Source organism: Ideonella sp. (assembly GCF_041918995.1).
Classification (GTDB): domain Bacteria; phylum Pseudomonadota; class Gammaproteobacteria; order Burkholderiales; family Burkholderiaceae_C; genus Ideonella.
In genome coordinates, this window is record NZ_JAYRUN010000014.1 from 1 (window position 1) to 16,319 (window position 16,319).

Sequence of the window (16,319 nt, forward strand, 5' to 3'; positions counted from 1 at the left end):
CGCGGCGGCCGCCGTGGCGCCGGCGAGGGCCACGGCGTGCCGGCCGGGTGCGGGCGGAAACGGCGGCAGTTCGCCGCCCGCCGGCCGGGAATGCACGAAATCGGCCAGGCCGCTCAGCGTGGACAGCGTGATCGCCGGGTCGAACGGCGGCAGGCTGGGGCTGGTGCTGTCGCGGCGCACGTCGCTCACCGGAGCACCTGCGGGCCACGCCCGGCGGCATGTGCCCTGGGAACGGCCGGGCGGCTCATGCCGGGCCGCGGGCGGCGGACGTCCTGCATGGGGCCGCAGCGGGGGGCATCAGGCCCGCGCCGCGTTCAGCTCGCGCCGGGTGGACTCGGCCACCGCGCGCGCCTGGCTGGCGAAATCGTCCCCCTGGCCGGCGTACAGCACGGCGCGCGAGGAGTTGACGATGATGGGTGCACCGGGCCGCCAGGCGGCCCGCACGGTGGCCGCGGCGTCGCCGCCCTGGGCACCCACGCCGGGGATGAGCAGCGGCAGGGTGGGAGCCAGCTCGCGCACGCGCGCCAGCTCCTGCGGGAAGGTGGCCCCCACCACCAGGCCCAGGCGGCCGCCGCGGTTCCACGGACCGGCGGCCAGGCGGGCGATGTGCTCGTACAGCAGCGAGCCGTCGGCCAGCGCCTGGGCCTGCAGGTCGCTGCCGCCGGGGTTGGACGTGCGGCACAACAGGATCAGGCCCCGCCCGTCGTAGCCCAGGTAAGGCTCGATGGAGTCGAAGCCCATGAAGGGCGAGAGCGTCACGGCGTCGGCCTGGTAGCGCTCGAAGGCCTCGCGGGCGTACTGGGCGGCGGTGGCGCCGATGTCGCCCCGCTTGGCATCGAGGATCACCGGCACGTCGGGCGCCACGCGCCGGATGTAGGCCATCAGCCGCTCGAGCTGGTCCTCGGCCCGGTGCGCCGCGAAGTAGGCGATCTGCGGCTTGAACGCGCAGACCAGGTCCTTGGTGGCGTCCACGATGCGGGCGCAGAAGTCGTGGATGCGGCTGGCATCGCCCTTCCAGCCAGCGGGAAACTTCGCCGGGTCAGGGTCGAGTCCGACGCACAGCAGGGAATCGTGGCGTGCGCTGGCCTCGGCCAGCCGGGACGGGAAGTGCATGGGGCGATTCTAGGAGCGCCACCCGCCCGGCGGGCGGCCCGAGCGGGCCGCTGCGCTGTCATCCGACGGTCATCTGTCGCGGGCAGTGTCGGTTTTGGCGCCGCCACCGCGTTATGTGGAGGCGACCCTGGAGAACGCCATGCATGCCCCGCCCCGCCCGCTCGCTTCCCGTCCCGACCGCCGGCCCGCCTGGGGCCCGCTGCTGCTGCTCGGCCTGTCGGTGGTGGCGTCGGTGGGGCTGCTGGGGGCCTGCCTGTCGGTGCTGGCCGACGAGGCCCTTCCGCCCGGGCGGCTGGTGGCCTCGGCAGCGGGCTGACGCGGTCCCCGCCCCCGGCGGGCGGGCCCGCTCAGCGCCGGGCGCCGTCGGCCTCGCGGAAGGTGCGGCGGCGCTCCGCGTCGGCGGGGTGGCTGGCCATGGCGATGGGCAGCTCGTCCGCCGCGTCCTCGCCTGTGGCCCCGCCCTTGCCCTCGGCCCGGCGGCCGCGGGCCTGCGCCAGGCGCTCGAAGAGCAGCTCCATGCGCGACGGCCGCAGCCCGTTGGCGCGCAGCACGGCGATCGCCTCCAGGTCCGCCTCGCGTTCGGCGTCGCGCGAATACGCGGCCTGGCCCAGCACCGCCGGCACGGTGGCCAGCACGCTGGAGAAGTCGCCCACCACCAGGCCGGCGGCGGCGGCCAGCAGGCTGGCCTGCACCACCATGCGCATGCCGTGGCGGTGACGCACATGGCCGAGTTCGTGGGCCAGCACGCCGGTGACCACGTCCGGCGCATCAGCCAGCAACTCGGCCAGTTCGTCGGTGAGCACCATCTGGCCGCCGGGCAGGGCCAGGGCGTTCGGCCCGATCTTCAGCCTGCCCGACGAGCGGAAATGCAGCACATGGGCCGGGCGCTGGTCCGCCGGGTACGCGCGGTCCACCGCCTCCTGGAAGCGGCGCCGGATGGCGGCCTGGCGGGCCGGGGGCAGCCGGCTGGGCGCCAGGCCCTCGCGGTCGAACGACTGCAGGGCCTGCTCGCCGATGGCCGCGTCGACCGCGGGCGGGATGGCGGCGACGATCACCCGCCCCGCCCCCGGCACGCCCCATTGCCAGCCGGCCCAGGCGAGCAGCACGCACACCACGAGCGCCCACGCGACACCGCGCCAGCTCTGCATCCAGCGCACCACCAGCGGGTCGCGCACGCCGTGGGCGCGGGCCCAGGCGTCCCAGGCGGCACCGTCGGCATGGCTGATCAGCCCGTGCGGCCGCAGGTACATCAGGCGTGGCCCGTGCCGCTGGCGTTCGGGCCAGCGCTGCTCGTGGCGGGGCACCCGGCGGGCCACGCCCTCGCCTTCGATCAGCAGGTCGCCGGAGCCGGGCTCGATGTGCAGCGTGACCGGCCGGGCGGTCGCCGTCTGGCCGTCGAAGTACTCGCTGGCCAGCGTGGCCGGTGCGTGCGTGTCCACGGTCGCGCTCACAGCCCCATGTCGATGCCGAAGAAGTCGCCGGCGGCGTCGCCGGTGGCGTCGTGTTGGCCCGCGACGGCGCCGGCCTGCCATTGGTCGATGTCGCCCTCGGCCTGCACGCTCACCGCCTGCAGGCGCAGGCGCGCCACCGCCACCGCGGCGAAGGGCCAGTACAGCCCCAGCGTCAGGATCACCAGCGCCAGGTTCTTCAGCCCCAGCCAGCCCAGCGGCAGCACCGGCAGGGCGCTGTGGAAGCGCAGCGAGCGCGAGCAGGTGGCGCCCCAGACCAGGTTCTGCAGGCGGGACTGGGCGTAGGGCAGCGTGACGAGGAAGAACACGCCGTAGAACGACATGGACGCGATGAGCACCAGCAGGCTGGCGGCGCCCGGCCCGTCGCTCCACGCGAAGCCGGCGGCGACGACCAGGCCCGGCACCACCACCCCGGCCAGCGACACGCCCAGGACCTTCAGGGCGAGCACGTAGAAGCGGCCGGTGCGGGCCTCCAGGTGGCAGCGTTCGCCGGCATAGGCGTAGTGGCCGTGCTGGTAGCGCTTGATCCACGCCAGCGACAGCGGCATGAGCGCGAGCATGGCCGCCATGGCGATGCCGAACACCCAGGGCAGGGCGTCCGGCATCGCCGGCTCGGCGTCCGCGGGCGCCTCGGTCGGCAGGAACAGCGTGCTGCCGACGAACAGCAGCCACGGCAGCGCCCCCGGCAGCATCGCCCGGTAGGCGCCGGCGAGGTCGCCGGTGAAGGCCATGCGCACACCGCGCCAGCTGGTGTTGGCCAGCCGGAACTGCAGCGAGGCCCGCCACAGTGCCGGCCACAGCGCCACGAACGCCACCAGCGCCGCCACGGCGGCCACGGGCGACAGCTGGCTGGCGCCGACATAGACGCCGCCGAACAGCAGCATCAGCAGGTAGCCACGCAGCATCTTCCACGGGTTCCCGTGGAAGCCCAGGGGCTGGCCGCCGACGAGCGTGTTGCCGTGGAAGTAGGCCAGGCGACGCGCCTTGGCGAACGGGCGGTACAGGCTGAGCGTGACGATCGTCAGCAGCAGGTTGACCACCCAGATGCGGAAGTACTCGCTGCCCGAACCCGTGAAGACCACCGGCAGGCGCGTCGGACCTGCCGAGGGGAGTGGGGGCGGGGGTGGGACGGTCTCCGGCCAGGCGGCGGCGGGCCGCGTCAGCGGCGTGTCGATGTCGTGCATGTGCCCTCCCTGGGCCGTTGTGTGTGTGCGGCGGGAGCGTGGCACCGGCCCGGGCGCCGGCGATCAACATTCTTCGCGGTGGCGCCCGGTCGGCCCCGGGGGGGCCGTGGGGGCGTCAGATGCGGCTGGCCAGCCCGGCCGCCAGGCCGGTGTAGGCGCCCGGCGTCAGGGCGCGCAGGCGGGTGATCTCCGCCTCGGGCAGCTCGCCGGCCAGGCCGTCGATGAAGCCCTGGATCAGCTCGCGGGTCATGGGCTTGCCGCGGGTGAAGGCCTTCAGGCGCTCGTAGGGCTGCGGCAGCGCATGGCGGCGCATGACGGTCTGGATGGCCTCGGCCAGCACTTCCCAGGCATCGTCCAGGTCGGCGGCCAGGGCCTCGGTGCTGAGCTCCAGCTTGTCCAGGCCGCGGGCCAGCGCGTCGTAGCCCAGCACGGCGTAGCCCAGCGCCACGCCCATGTTGCGCAGCACGGTGGAGTCGGTCAGGTCGCGCTGCCACCGGCTGATGGGCAGCTTCTGCGACAGGTGGGTGAGCAGCGCGTTGGCCAGGCCGAAGTTGCCTTCGGCGTTCTCGAAGTCGATCGGGTTCACCTTGTGCGGCATGGCCGACGAGCCCACCTCGCCTTCCTTCAGCCGCTGCTTGAAGTAGCCCAGCGAGATGTAGCCCCACACGTCGCGCGCGAAGTCGATGAGGATGGTGTCGGCGCGCGTGACCGCATCGAACAGCTCGGCCATGTAGTCGTGCGGCTCGATCTGGATGGTGTACGGGTTGAAGGTGAGCCCCAGGCGCTGCTCGACGACCTGGCGGGCGAACGCCTCCCAGTCCTTGTCGGGGTAGGCCATGAGGTGGGCGTTGTAGTTGCCCACCGCGCCGTTCATCTTGCCCAGCAGCGGCACGGCGGCGATGCGCTCGCGCGCGGTGCGCAGGCGGGCCACCACGTTGGCGATCTCCTTGCCCACGGTGGTGGGGCTGGCCGTCTGTCCGTGGGTGCGCGACAGCATGGGCACGGCGGCGTGGGCGCGGGCCATGTCGGCGAGCTTGTCGACGATGCGGTCCAGCGCGGGCAGCAGCACCTCGGCGCGCGCGGCCTTGAGCATCAGCGCATGGCTGGTGTTGTTGATGTCCTCGCTGGTGCAGGCGAAGTGCACGAACTCGGACGCCGCCTTCAGCTCGGGCTGCGACTCCAGGCGCGACTTCAGCCAGTACTCCACCGCCTTGACGTCATGGTTGGTGGTCTTCTCGATGTCCTTGATGGCCTGGGCGTCCGCCTCGGAAAAGCGCACCACCAGCCCGCGCAACAGCCCGCGGGCGGCCTCGGAGAAGGGCGCGAAGCCCGCCAGGCCGGCGTCGGACAGGGCGATGAACCACTCCACCTCCACCTGCACCCGGCGGTGCATCAGCCCGTACTCCGACAGCAGCGGGCGCAGGGCCGCCACCTTGCCGGCGTAGCGGCCGTCGAGCGGGGACAGGGCCATGAGGGTCGAGAGCGGGTTCGGCATGGCCTGAGGTCTCCAGCGGGTCGAGAAAGAGGGGGGTGCCAGGCAGGGGCGGCGAAGCCCGCCATTTTAGGGGGCCACCCTCCGCCGGGCACGCCCGCGGGGCCGGGAGGCCGCTCGCTAGAATCCGAGCCGCCTGCATGTCCCATTCCCGCATGAAACTCATCGGCTCGTACACCAGCCCCTACGTCCGCAAGGTCCGCATCGTGCTGGCCGAGAAGAAGCTCGACTACCAGTTCGCGCTGGAGGACGTCTGGGGCAGCGAGGCCATCCTGGCCGCGAATCCGCTGGGCAAGGTGCCCTGCCTGGTGCTGGACGGCGGCGAGGCGATCTTCGATTCGCGCGTCATCGTGGAGTACGTGGACACGCTGTCGCCCGTGGGCAAGCTCATTCCGGCCACCGGCCGCGAGCGCGTGGAAGTGCGCACCTGGGAGGCGCTGGCCGACGGCCTGCTGGATGCCAGCATCCTGGCCCGCATGGAGATGCACTGGGCCGGCCGCACCGAGGCCCAGCGCTGTCCCGCCTGGGCGGAGCGCCAGATGGGCCGGGTCACCATGGCGTTGCGGGCGATGAGCCGCGGCTTGGCCGACAAGCCGCACTGCAGCGGGATCCACTTCACGCTGGCCGACATTGCCGTGGGCTGCGCGCTGGGCTACCTGGACTTCCGCTACCCCGCCATCGACTGGCGCAGCGAGCACCCGAACCTGGCCCGCCTGTACGAGAAGCTCTCGGCGCGGCCCAGCTTCGTGGAGACCGCGCCGCCGGCGGCCTGACGGCGCGCCGTGCGGGGCGGCGCCGCCTGGTGCCGAGCGTCGCCGGGCGGCAATTCCCTCGGGCCGGTGCGGCCGGTGGCCGCTGCGCCATACTTCGCGGCATCATGCGCCGCTCCCTGCTTCCCCTGACGGCCCTGTCGGCCGCCCTGCTGCTGGCCGCCTGCGGGCGCGACGGTGGCACCCCGCCCTCCGCCGCGGCCGGGCCGGCCGCGTCCGCGCCCGCGGCCGCGGATGCCTACGCGCTGGCTGCCACCGGGCATGGCTTCACCACCGGGCCCATGATGTCGGCGCACACGGTCTACGTGTTCTTCGACACCACCTGCCCGCATTGCGCGCAGCTGTGGCAGAACCTGCAGCCGCTGGCCGGCAGCGTGAAGGTGGTGTGGATGCCCATCGGCCTGCTGCGGCCGCAGTCGCTCACCCAGGGCGTGGCCATCCTCTCGGCGCCCGACCCCGCGGCCGCGATGCAGCAGAACGAGCAGAGCGTGCTGAACAACGGCGGCGGCATCACCGCCATGGGCACGCCTGACGAGGCCGTGGTGGCCAAGGTCAAGGCCAACACCGAGATCTTCAAGCGCCTGGACGCCGACAGCGTGCCGCTGATCATCTTCCGCCACAGCGGCAGCGGCCAGGCCGGCCAGCATTCGGGCGCGGTCAGCGCCGAACAACTCCGACAGATGGTGGGCCTGTGAACGCCTTGCTGAACATGCTGCTGCGCCGCGTGCTGATGGGCGTGTTCCGGCGCTTCATGCGCGGCCAGATGGGCGGCGGCGCGGGCGGCGGGCTGGGCGGGCTCGGCGGCCTGGCCGGCCGCGGCATGAAGGGCATGAAGAAGGGCATGAAGGGCGGGCGGCGCCGCTTCTGACGGCCGCCGGCACGCGGTGCCGGGCCTTCAGCCCAGCGTGGCGCTGTCGATCACGCCACCGCCCAGGCACACCTCGCCGTCGTAGAGCACGGCCGACTGGCCCGGCGTCACGGCCCACTGCGGCGCATGCGCGGGGAAGTCCAGCGTGAACCCCTGCAGGCCGGGCTGCACCAGGGTGCACGGTGCATCGTCCTGGCGGTAGCGTGTCTTGGCCGACAGCGGCCCGGCCGCCGGCGGATCGCCTGCCACCCAGCTGGCGTCCGCGGCCACCAGCGCGCGGTAGCGCAGCAGCGGGTGGTCGTGGCCCTGCACCACCACCAGGGTGTTGGTGGCGATGTCCTTGCGCGCCACGTACCAGGGCGCGTGCTCTCCGCCGCCGCGGGCGGCCCGGCGGTCCTTCACGCCGCCGATGCCCAGGCCCTGCCGCTGCCCCAGCGTGTAGAAGCTCAGGCCCACGTGCTCGCCGAGCGGGCGCCCGCGCTCGTCGCGGATGGGCCCCGGCGCATGGCTGAGGTAGCGGTTCAGGAACTCGCGAAAGGGCCGCTCGCCGATGAAGCAGATGCCGGTCGAGTCCTTCTTCTTCGCGTTCGGCAGGCCGATCTCGGCGGCCAGCCGGCGCACCTCGGTCTTGGGCAGCTCGCCCACGGGAAAGAGCGTGCGCGCCAGCTGCGACTGCGTCAGCCGGTGCAGGAAGTAGCTCTGGTCCTTCAGCGGGTCAAGGCCCTTGAGCAGCTGGTGGCGCCCGGCGCGCTCGCGCACCCGCGCATAGTGGCCGGTGGCGATCTTCTCGGCCCCCAGCCGCATGGCGTGGTCGAGGAAGGCCTTGAACTTGATCTCGGCGTTGCACAGCACGTCCGGGTTGGGCGTGCGGCCGGCCTGGTACTCGCGCAGGAATTCCGCGAAGACGCGGTCCTTGTACTCGGCGGCGAAGTTCACGTGTTCGATCTCGATGCCGATCACGTCCGCCACGCTGGCCGCGTCCAGGAAGTCCTGGCGCGACGAGCAGAACTCGTCGTCGTCGTCGTCTTCCCAGTTCTTCATGAAGATGCCGACGACCTCGTGCCCCTGCTGCTTGAGCAGCCAGGCACTCACGGCGGAATCCACCCCGCCGGACAGGCCGACGACCACGCGTTGTGTTGCCATGGCGCGATTGTCCCCGCAAGGCGCCAGGCGGCGCTGCCGCGAGGCTACAGGTACAGGCTCGCGTCGGCCTGCAGCAGCGACAGCGGCGCCCGCCGGCCCGCGAGGTGGTCCTCGATGCTGCGCAGCACCAGCGGGCTGCGGTGGCGCTCGGGGCAGCTGCGCAGCTCGTCGGGTGTCATCCACAGCGTGCGTACGATGGGCTCGTCCAGCGCCCGGCCGGCGATGGCCTCGCCCACCGCGCCGCAGACCGCGAAGCGCAGGTAGGTGACGTCCTCGCCGCTGCGGCCGTGCTGGAAGCGCGCCAGGTACACGCCCACCAGCGCCTCGGGGGTGAAGGGGCGCGCCGTCTCCTCCAGCACCTCGCGGGCGACGGCCTGCACGATGTCCTCGCCCGGGTCCAGGTGGCCGGCCGGGTTGTTGAGCCGCAGGCCGTCGGCCGTGTGCTCCTCCACGAGCAGGTAACGGCCCGCCTGCGCCACGATGCCGGCCACGGTGACGCTCGGTTTCCAGCGGGGTTCTGACATCCGGCGATGTTAGAGCGACTCCCCAGGTACGCTGATGGTTTCCACTGGTAAGCTCGGCGTCAGACAGTCGGACGGCCTGCCATGACGGGCTGCCAGCCCGTTGGGCGAGTTGCGTGAGGAGAGATGCATGCTGATCGGCGTACCGCTGGAATCGGCCGCCGGGGAAACCCGCGTGGCCGTGACGCCGGAGACGGCCCGCAAGTACGTGGGCCAAGGGCACACGGTGCTGGTGCAATCGGGCGCGGGGGTGGCCGCCAGCGCCACCGACGCCGCCTACGAGGCCGCGGGCGCCCGCATCGTGGACCGCGCAGCGGCCTTCGGCGCCGAGCTGGTGCTCAAGGTGCAGCGCCCTTCCGCGGACGAGCTCGCGCTGATGAAGCCCGGCGCCGCCCTGGTCGGCATGCTCAACCCCTTCGACCGCGCGGGGCTGGAGGCGCTGGCCGCCGCCGGGCTGACCAGCTTCGCCCTGGAGGCGGCGCCGCGCACGACGCGGGCCCAGAGCATGGACGTGCTGTCCAGCCAGGCCAACATCGCCGGCTACAAGGCCGTGATCATGGCCGCGGACCGCTACCCCAGGTTCTTTCCCATGCTCATGACCGCCGCCGGCACGGTGAAGGCCGCCCGCGTGGTGGTGCTCGGCGTGGGTGTCGCGGGGCTGCAGGCCATCGCCACGGCCAAGCGCCTGGGCGCCGTCATCGAGGCCTCCGACGTGCGCCCCGCCGTGAAGGAGCAGGTCGAATCGCTGGGCGCCAGGTTCATCGACGTGCCGTACGAGACCGACGAGGAGCGGGAGGCCGCGCAGGGCGTGGGCGGCTACGCGCGTCCCATGCCACCGGGCTGGCTGGCGCGCCAGCAGGCCGAGGTGGCCAAGCGGGTCGCCCAGGCGGACGTGGTGATCACCACCGCGCTCATCCCCGGGCGGGCCGCGCCCACGCTGGTCACCGAGGACATGGTGCGGTCCATGAAGCCCGGCTCCGTGGTCGTGGACATCGCCGCGGGGCGCGGCCCTGCCGGCCCGCATGGGGCGCCGGGCGGCAACTGCCCGCTCACCGAGCCCGGCCGCACGGTGGTGCGCCACGGCGTCACGCTGGTGGGCGAGACCAACCTCGCGGCCATGGTGGCCGCCGACGCCAGCGCCCTGTACGCGCGCAACGTGCTGGACTTCCTCAAGCTGGTCATCACCAAGGAGGGCGCCTTCCAGGTGCCCGCGGACGACGACATCGTCGCCGCCTGCCTGATGACCCAGAACCACGCCGTGACGACGAAGGCCTGACCATGGATGCCGTGTCCCCGACGATCATCAACCTGATCATCTTCGTGCTGGCGATCTACGTCGGCTACCACGTGGTGTGGACGGTGACGCCCGCGCTGCACACGCCGCTGATGGCGGTGACGAACGCCATCTCGGCGATCGTCATCGTGGGCGCCATGCTGGCCGCGGCGCTCACCGAGACGGTGCTGGGCAAGACCATGGGCGTGCTGGCCGTGGCGCTGGCGTCCGTCAACATCTTCGGCGGCTTCCTCGTCACCCGGCGCATGCTGGAGATGTTCAAGAAGAAGGACCGCACGGGAGGCAAGGCATGACGAACCACATGATGCGGGCCGAGCGCCGGGCCGCTCCCAAGCCGGCCCGCGCCCCCTCGGGGGGCCGGGCGACGTACCCGTCGACCGAGGGGCAGTCATGAGCATGAATGTCGTCACGCTGCTGTACCTCATCGCCAGCGTGTGTTTCATCCAGGCCCTGAAGGGCCTGTCGCACCCCACCACCTCCATCCGCGGCAACCTGTTCGGCATGGCCGGCATGGCCATCGCGGTGGGCACCACCGCCGCGCTCATCGTGCGCCAGGGCGGTGGCGTGGGCGACGGCATGGTGTGGGTGCTGGTGGGCCTGGTCGCGGGCGGCGTGTTCGGCGCCTGGCGGGCGAAGACGGTCGAGATGACCAAGATGCCCGAGCTGGTGGCGTTCTTCCACAGCATGATCGGCCTGGCGGCGGTGTTCATCGCGGTGGCGGCGGTGGTCGAGCCCTGGGCCTTCGGCATCACCGCCAAGGGCGGCGCCATTCCCGCGGGCAACCGGCTGGAGCTGTTCCTGGGGGCCGCCATCGGCGCCATCACCTTCAGCGGCTCGGTCATCGCCTGGGGCAAGCTGTCGGGCACCTACAAGTTCCGCCTGTTCCAGGGCGCGCCCGTGGTGTTCGCCGGCCAGCACTGGCTCAACCTGGCGCTGGGCCTGGTCACCATCGGGCTGGGGCTGGCGTACATGGGCACCGAGAGCCACGCGGCGTTCTACGCCATGCTGGCCCTGGCCTTCGTGCTGGGCGTCACGCTCATCATCCCCATCGGCGGCGCCGACATGCCGGTGGTGGTGTCCATGCTCAACAGCTACTCGGGCTGGGCGGCGGCGGGCATCGGCTTCTCGCTCAACAACAGCATGCTCATCATCGCGGGCTCGCTGGTGGGCAGCTCGGGCGCCATCCTCAGCTACATCATGTGCAAGGCGATGAACCGCGCCTTCCTCAACGTGATCCTGGGGGGCTTCGGCGGCGACGCGGGGGCGGCCGTGGCCGGTGCGGCCGTGCAGCGCAGCGTCAAGAGCGGCTCGGCCGACGATGCCGCCTTCATCCTGGGCAACGCCGAGACCGTGGTGATCGTGCCCGGCTACGGCCTCGCGGTGGCGCGCGCCCAGCATGCGGTGAAGGAGCTGGCCGAGAAGCTCACCCACAAGGGCATCACCGTCAAGTACGCCATCCACCCCGTGGCCGGACGCATGCCGGGCCACATGAACGTGCTGCTGGCCGAGGCCGAGGTGCCGTACGACCAGGTGTTCGAGATGGAAGACATCAACGGCGAGTTCGGCCAGGCCGACGTGGCCGTCATCCTGGGCGCGAACGACGTGGTCAACCCCGCCGCGCTGCAGAAGGGCAGCCCCATCTACGGCATGCCCATCCTCGAGGCCTACAAGGCCAAGACGGTGATCGTGAACAAGCGGTCCATGGCGGCCGGCTACGCCGGCCTGGACAACGAGCTGTTCTACATGGACAAGACCATGATGGTCTTCGGCGACGCCAAGAAGGTGGTCGAGGAGATGGTCAAGGCCATCGAGTGACCGCCCCGGTCGCTCGCTATCGAATCCCCTGATGGGGCTGGCCGAGGCCGGCAGGGACAATCGCGCGCAACACGACAAGAGCTCACGAATGGAAAAGATCTGGCTGAAGCAGTACCCCGCCGGCGTGCCGGCCGAGGTGAAGATCGATGTCTACCCCTCGCTGGTGGCCCTGCTGGACGAGAGCTTCCGCCAGCATGCCAAGCTGCCGGCCTACCGCTTCATGGGCAAGCCGTTCAGCTTCGAGCTGATCGACGAGCTCTCGCGCGCCTTCGCCGCCTACCTGCAGGGCCTGGGCCTGCAGCGCGGGGACCGCGTGGCCATCATGCTGCCCAACGTGCCGCAGTACCCCGTGGCGGTGGCCGGCGTGCTGCGCGCCGGCATGGTGGTGGTGAACGTGAACCCGCTGTACACGCCGCGCGAGCTGGAGCACCAGCTCAAGGATTCGGGCGCCAAGGCCATCGTCATCCTGGAGAACTTCGCCGCCACGCTGCAGCAGGTGGCCGACCACGTGCCGACCCAGCACGTGGTGCTGGCCGCCATGGGCGACATGATGGGCCTGCTCAAGGGCGCCATCGTGAACCACGTGGTGCGCAAGGTGAAGAAGATGGTCCCGGCCTTCAGCCTGCCGGCGGCCACGCGCTTCAACGACGCGCTCTCGCAGGGCCGCGGCAAGGCGTTCACCGCGCCCAAGATGGGCCCGGACGACATCGCCGTGCTGCAGTACACCGGCGGTACCACGGGCGTGAGCAAGGGCGCGGTGCTGCTGCACCGCAACCTCGTGGCCAACGTGCTGCAGTCCGAGGCCTGGTACCAGCCCGCGCTGAAGAAGATCCCGCCGGGCGACCAGGTGGTCACCATCTGCGCCCTGCCGCTGTACCACATCTTCGGCTTCAACACGAACATGATGCTGGGCCTGCGCATGGGCGGCTGCAACATCCTGATCCCCAACCCACGTGACATCCCGGCCGTGCTCAAGGAGCTGTCGCGCGAGCGCTTCCACAGCTTCCCCGCGGTGAACACGCTGTTCAACGCGCTGGCCAACCACCCCGACTTCGACAGCGTGGACTGGAGCCACCTCGTCATCTCCGTGGGCGGCGGCATGGCCGTGCAGCAGGCCACGGCCCGGCTGTGGCTGGAGAAGACCGGCTGCCCCATCTGCGAGGGGTACGGCCTGTCCGAGACCTCGCCGGTGGCGGCGTGCAACCCGGTGGACACCACCGCGTACACGGGCACCATCGGCCTGCCGGTGAGCAACACCGAGCTCACCCTGCTGGACGACGACGGCCGCGAGGTGCCGGCCGGCCAGGCCGGCGAGATCGCCATCCGCGGGCCGCAGGTGATGGCCGGCTACTGGCAGCGTCCGGACGAGACCGCCAAGGTGATGACCGCCGACGGCTACTTCCGCACGGGCGACGTCGGGGTCATGGACGAGCGCGGCTACTTCCGCATCGTCGACCGCAAGAAGGACATGATCCTCGTGTCCGGTTTCAATGTGTATCCGAACGAGGTCGAGGACGTGATCACCCAGATGCCGGGCGTGCTGGAATGCGCGGCGGTGGGGGTGCCGGACGACAAGGCGGGCGAGGCGGTGAAGGTCGTCATCGTGAAAAAGGACCCGTCCGTGACCGAAAGCGATGTGCGGAGTTGGTGTGAAGCCAATCTGACCGGCTACAAGCGGCCCCGGGTGATTGAATTCCGCACCGAACTGCCGAAGACACCGGTGGGCAAGGTGTTGCGCCGCGAGTTGCGCGACAAGAAATGAGCGCCTGACCGCCGACCACGGCGGCCGGCGAGCGACCCCGTAGGGAGTGCGGGGCCGCCGAGCTGTCTCCGGCCCGTTCACGGAGGCGGCCATACAGGGTGGTCAGGGCGCCGTCACGGGCGCACCCGGCCGTGTTTGGGGCCCATCGCCATCGGGATCGAGCATGCCGTCTCGTTTTGTCAGGACGCCCGCGGGCCAGGTCGAGATCCAGGCCCGCGCGCTCAAGCTCAGCCGGCCGGCGCGCAACCTGCTGCTGGTCATCAACGATTCACGCAGCCTGGACGACTGGCTCGTGCAGGTGCACGGCGTGACGCCGGAGGACGTGGCCCTGCTGCGCGACAACGGCCTGATCGCCGAGGCCGGCGGGGCGGCAGGCGCGGCGCCACGGCCTGCCGGCGCGGGGCCGGCGCCGGCGGATCTGCGGGAGCCCGCGTCGCGCGCGCCCGCGCCGGCGGCCGCGCCCGCCACGCCGGACAGCGCCGACTGGGACCGCACGCAGCAGGTCATCCGCGCGGCGGCCTACACGCCGCTGTACGACGCGCTGAATTCCGTCGGCAAGGCCAAGCTCGGCCTGATGCGGGGCTACCGCTTTGCCCTCGAGATCGAGAAGTGCAACGGGATCGAGGACCTGCGCAGCCTGGCGCTGCGCTTCGCCGAGCAGCTGCGCCAGGAGCACGGCATGGCCGCCGTGGGTGAGCTCACCTACGCCATCGGCGCCGTCAAGGCCTGACGCCTGCCCGGGCGCACCCGCCCGGGGCCGGCCCTCGCCCCGGGCACTCCCGGCTACAGGTACAGGGCGATGATCTCCTGCGTCCAGGTGGCGTCCTTGTCCGTGCGGCCTTCCAGCTGGGACTTCTGCTTCTGCAGGTAGGCGCGTGATGCCTCCGTTCCCAGGTCGCCGATGGCCTTCAGCGCCATCGCGCGGTCCTGCCAGATGAGCGTGGTGTTCTCGTACAGCCCGCTCAGGAAGGCCATCTGGTCCGTCGCCTTGAGGATGCCCAGCGACGAGATGGCGGCCAGGCGGACGTACTCGTTGGCGTGGGTGCTGAGCTTGACCAGCTCCGGCACGGCGCGTGCGTTGTTGCCGAAGCCGAGCTGGTACACGGCGAGGTAGGCATCCGCCGACTTGTCACCGTCCTGCTGGATCCTGCGGACCAGGGCGCCGACTTCCTCGTCGCTGATCGACTGGCGGAACAGCTGCTGGTTCAGCTTCGCCGCCAGTTCCTTCGTCACGATGCCCAGCGGATCGTTGTAGGTCGGGTCGATCACTTCATCGAAGCTCATCACCGGGACCTTGCCGCGCTTGACGTAGGACGTGATCGTCTGCGGCCCCCGGTCGGTGACCAGGTCCGCCCGCACGGACGTGAAGGTGACGAACGGCGAGAACCCGCTGGCACGGTGGTTCTCGATGCGCAGGCGCTTGATCAGCACCGTGGTGCCGCCCGGTGCATCGCCCAGCACGACGGGCAGGCCGCGGGCCGCCAGCTCCTTCACGGTGTGCTGCGCCACCCAGGGCACGGCATCGAAGGGCTTGTCCAGGTAGACCAGCTGCATGGGGATCAGGCCGGACACCGTCCTGGCCTTGTCCTCCTCGCGCCGGTCGTCCTTGAAGGCCAGGGTGACCGGGGCCGGCTTGACCGCCTGCTCGTAGGCACTGGCCGAGGGCGCCGGGTCCTTGATGGGCACCTTCATGTTGACGGCGCAGCCGGACAGGCAAGCGGCCGCCACGGCCATGGCGGGCGCGGCGCGGAACAGGTGGAGCGGGTTCATCGGGCGGTTTCCTCCTCGGGTCGCATGGGGTGTCATCGGCTGGATCCACGACCCGGCGAATGCCATGTCATGCGCGCCGCACGGGAAACGGTTTGCGCCAACCCGGGTGTCAGGGCCTGGCTGCGCCCGCACCGGCGGTGGCCACGGCGTCGAGCGCCACCTGCCGCGCCAGCCGGCGGCGGTACCAGGCCACCAGCTCCGCGTCGTCGAAGCCCTCGGCCAGGGCGTCGGCCATGCCGCGTTCCACCGAGGCGTCGACGCCTCGGCCCATGCGCGACAGCGCGTGGGCGAGCTCGCTGCGCAGGAAGGCCTCGTCGACCTGCTGCTGGCGGTCGGTGTCGTGGTTGGCCAGCAGCACCAGGCCGGCGTTCGCCTGCTCGGCTGCCACCGCCGGATCGCCCAGCGCATTGGCCACGAGCGCGCGCAGGTAGTGGGCGCGCTCGTGCTGCACCCACTGGCCCGCCCGGTGCCAGAAGCCCTGCGCCAGCCGCGCCCCCTCGTCCATGGCGCGACGCACCGACGGCACGTCCAGCTCCGGCACGGGGCGTTCGGCCAGCTCGGTGGCGATGTTGTTGGTCAACGCGGCGGCCGGCCCGTCCAGCGCGCTGGCGGACTGCCAGGCCGGCCCGTGCAGTGGCGCCAGGGCCGCGAGCGCCGCCTCTCCGGCGTGCGCGCCATGCAGGCGCGACAGCCCGAACACCGTGGCCGCCACCGCCACCAGGTCAGCTGCCTGGCCCGGCGGCACGCCGGCGCTGTCGGCCAGGCGCGAGGTCAGTGCGGCTTCCGCGGCCCCCTCACCGGCCAGCCGGGCGGCCGCTGCGGCGTTGCGCAGCAGCGGCAGCGACGCCTGGGGCCCGCAGGCGGCCAGCAGCGCCTGCTGCAGCCGCCAGGCTTCGCCGGGCTGGCCCAGGCGCTCGGCGAACACGTGGGTGAGCAGGAACGCGACGCGCGCCCGCTGGCCCGGGTCCAGCTCGGCGAAGTCCAGCGACTGCAGCAGGCCCGCGGCGCGCGACGGGTCGTCGTCGTGGCAGGCGTCTGCCGTCTGCAGCAGCACGGCGGCACGGGCCGGGGCGTGTGCACGGGAAGCATCCATCGTGTCTCCTGGCGGTCGCCGACGG

At 71.9% G+C, this 16,319-nt stretch carries 18 protein-coding genes; 9 read left to right on the forward strand and 9 right to left on the reverse strand.

Annotation, left to right across the window (positions count from 1 at the left end; all coding sequences use genetic code 11):
* Positions 1 to 189 (reverse strand): hypothetical protein (locus ACE3UN_RS13465; protein ID WP_374675476.1); only part of this gene is annotated, 189 nt, incomplete at its 3' end.
* Between the two features lie 108 nt (positions 190 to 297).
* On the reverse strand, positions 298 to 1,113 hold the full coding sequence (gene pyrF / locus ACE3UN_RS13470; RefSeq protein ID WP_374675477.1) for an orotidine-5'-phosphate decarboxylase: 816 nt from the start codon (positions 1,111 to 1,113) through the stop codon (positions 298 to 300).
* A 139-nt stretch (positions 1,114 to 1,252) separates the two neighbouring features.
* On the opposite strand from pyrF, the gene ACE3UN_RS13475 reads away from it, so the two are divergent.
* Entirely contained in the window at positions 1,253 to 1,429 is a 177-nt protein-coding gene (locus tag ACE3UN_RS13475) for a hypothetical protein (RefSeq protein WP_374675478.1), read from the forward strand.
* Between the two features lie 31 nt (positions 1,430 to 1,460).
* Here the strand turns inward: ACE3UN_RS13475 and ACE3UN_RS13480 are convergent, their stop codons facing one another.
* The 3 genes from ACE3UN_RS13480 to purB form a co-directional block, all read right to left on the reverse strand.
* Positions 1,461 to 2,564 carry a M48 family metallopeptidase gene (locus tag ACE3UN_RS13480; protein WP_374675479.1) on the reverse strand — a complete coding sequence of 368 codons (1,104 nt, stop codon included), beginning with the start codon at positions 2,562 to 2,564 and terminating at the stop codon, positions 1,461 to 1,463.
* The gene (locus ACE3UN_RS13485; RefSeq protein ID WP_374675480.1) at positions 2,561 to 3,766 is read right to left on the reverse strand and encodes a YjgN family protein; all 1,206 of its coding nucleotides are present in this window, start codon (positions 3,764 to 3,766) and stop codon (positions 2,561 to 2,563) included. The genes ACE3UN_RS13480 and ACE3UN_RS13485 overlap by 4 nt, the downstream gene beginning before the upstream one ends.
* Before the next feature lie 115 nt (positions 3,767 to 3,881).
* On the reverse strand, positions 3,882 to 5,261 hold the full coding sequence (gene purB, locus ACE3UN_RS13490; protein ID WP_374675481.1) for an adenylosuccinate lyase: 1,380 nt from the start codon (positions 5,259 to 5,261) through the stop codon (positions 3,882 to 3,884).
* Positions 5,262 to 5,413: 152 nt separating this feature from the next.
* On the opposite strand from purB, the gene ACE3UN_RS13495 reads away from it, so the two are divergent.
* The 3 genes from ACE3UN_RS13495 to ACE3UN_RS13505 all read left to right on the forward strand — a co-directional run bounded on the left by ACE3UN_RS13495 (position 5,414) and on the right by ACE3UN_RS13505 (position 6,896).
* Positions 5,414 to 6,031, forward strand: a complete 618-nt coding sequence (locus ACE3UN_RS13495) for a glutathione S-transferase N-terminal domain-containing protein (protein ID WP_374675603.1) — start codon at positions 5,414 to 5,416, stop codon at positions 6,029 to 6,031.
* 104 nt (positions 6,032 to 6,135) lie between these two features.
* Positions 6,136 to 6,723 (forward strand): thioredoxin fold domain-containing protein, encoded by a 588-nt coding sequence (locus tag ACE3UN_RS13500; RefSeq protein ID WP_374675482.1) that lies wholly within the window; start codon positions 6,136 to 6,138, stop codon positions 6,721 to 6,723.
* Entirely contained in the window at positions 6,720 to 6,896 is a 177-nt protein-coding gene (locus ACE3UN_RS13505; RefSeq protein WP_374675483.1) for a hypothetical protein, read from the forward strand. The genes ACE3UN_RS13500 and ACE3UN_RS13505 overlap by 4 nt, the downstream gene beginning before the upstream one ends.
* Positions 6,897 to 6,923: 27 nt before the next feature.
* Here ACE3UN_RS13505 and mnmA read toward each other — a convergent pair whose 3' ends face one another.
* Positions 6,924 to 8,039 (reverse strand): tRNA 2-thiouridine(34) synthase MnmA, encoded by a 1,116-nt coding sequence (mnmA, locus tag ACE3UN_RS13510; protein WP_374675484.1) that lies wholly within the window; start codon positions 8,037 to 8,039, stop codon positions 6,924 to 6,926.
* A gap of 44 nt (positions 8,040 to 8,083) precedes the next feature.
* The gene (locus tag ACE3UN_RS13515) at positions 8,084 to 8,563 is read right to left on the reverse strand and encodes an NUDIX hydrolase (protein WP_374675485.1); all 480 of its coding nucleotides are present in this window, start codon (positions 8,561 to 8,563) and stop codon (positions 8,084 to 8,086) included.
* Between the two features lie 127 nt (positions 8,564 to 8,690).
* On the opposite strand from ACE3UN_RS13515, the gene ACE3UN_RS13520 reads away from it, so the two are divergent.
* The 5 genes from ACE3UN_RS13520 (at position 8,691) to ACE3UN_RS13540 (ending at position 14,161) form a co-directional block, all read left to right on the forward strand.
* Positions 8,691 to 9,836 (forward strand): Re/Si-specific NAD(P)(+) transhydrogenase subunit alpha, encoded by a 1,146-nt coding sequence (locus ACE3UN_RS13520; RefSeq protein WP_374675486.1) that lies wholly within the window; start codon positions 8,691 to 8,693, stop codon positions 9,834 to 9,836.
* 2 nt (positions 9,837 to 9,838) lie between these two features.
* A complete protein-coding gene (locus ACE3UN_RS13525) occupies positions 9,839 to 10,147 on the forward strand; it encodes an NAD(P) transhydrogenase subunit alpha (RefSeq protein ID WP_374675487.1) in 309 nt (102 codons plus the stop codon).
* Between the two features lie 97 nt (positions 10,148 to 10,244).
* Complete coding sequence (locus ACE3UN_RS13530) at positions 10,245 to 11,669, forward strand: NAD(P)(+) transhydrogenase (Re/Si-specific) subunit beta (RefSeq protein ID WP_374675488.1); 1,425 nt, start codon at positions 10,245 to 10,247, stop codon at positions 11,667 to 11,669.
* An 88-nt stretch (positions 11,670 to 11,757) separates the two neighbouring features.
* Positions 11,758 to 13,431 carry a long-chain-fatty-acid--CoA ligase gene (locus ACE3UN_RS13535; protein WP_374675489.1) on the forward strand — a complete coding sequence of 558 codons (1,674 nt, stop codon included), beginning with the start codon at positions 11,758 to 11,760 and terminating at the stop codon, positions 13,429 to 13,431.
* Between the two features lie 163 nt (positions 13,432 to 13,594).
* A complete protein-coding gene (locus ACE3UN_RS13540; RefSeq protein WP_374675490.1) occupies positions 13,595 to 14,161 on the forward strand; it encodes a hypothetical protein in 567 nt (188 codons plus the stop codon).
* A gap of 53 nt (positions 14,162 to 14,214) precedes the next feature.
* Here ACE3UN_RS13540 and ACE3UN_RS13545 read toward each other — a convergent pair whose 3' ends face one another.
* Together ACE3UN_RS13545 and ACE3UN_RS13550 are read right to left on the reverse strand one after the other, a co-directional pair.
* Positions 14,215 to 15,201: a HEAT repeat domain-containing protein gene (locus ACE3UN_RS13545; RefSeq protein WP_374675491.1), complete on the reverse strand. Its 987-nt coding sequence runs from the start codon at positions 15,199 to 15,201 to the stop codon at positions 14,215 to 14,217.
* Positions 15,202 to 15,310: 109 nt separating this feature from the next.
* Positions 15,311 to 16,294: a hypothetical protein gene (locus ACE3UN_RS13550; RefSeq protein ID WP_374675492.1), complete on the reverse strand. Its 984-nt coding sequence runs from the start codon at positions 16,292 to 16,294 to the stop codon at positions 15,311 to 15,313.
* Between the last annotated feature and the right edge of the window lie 25 nt (positions 16,295 to 16,319).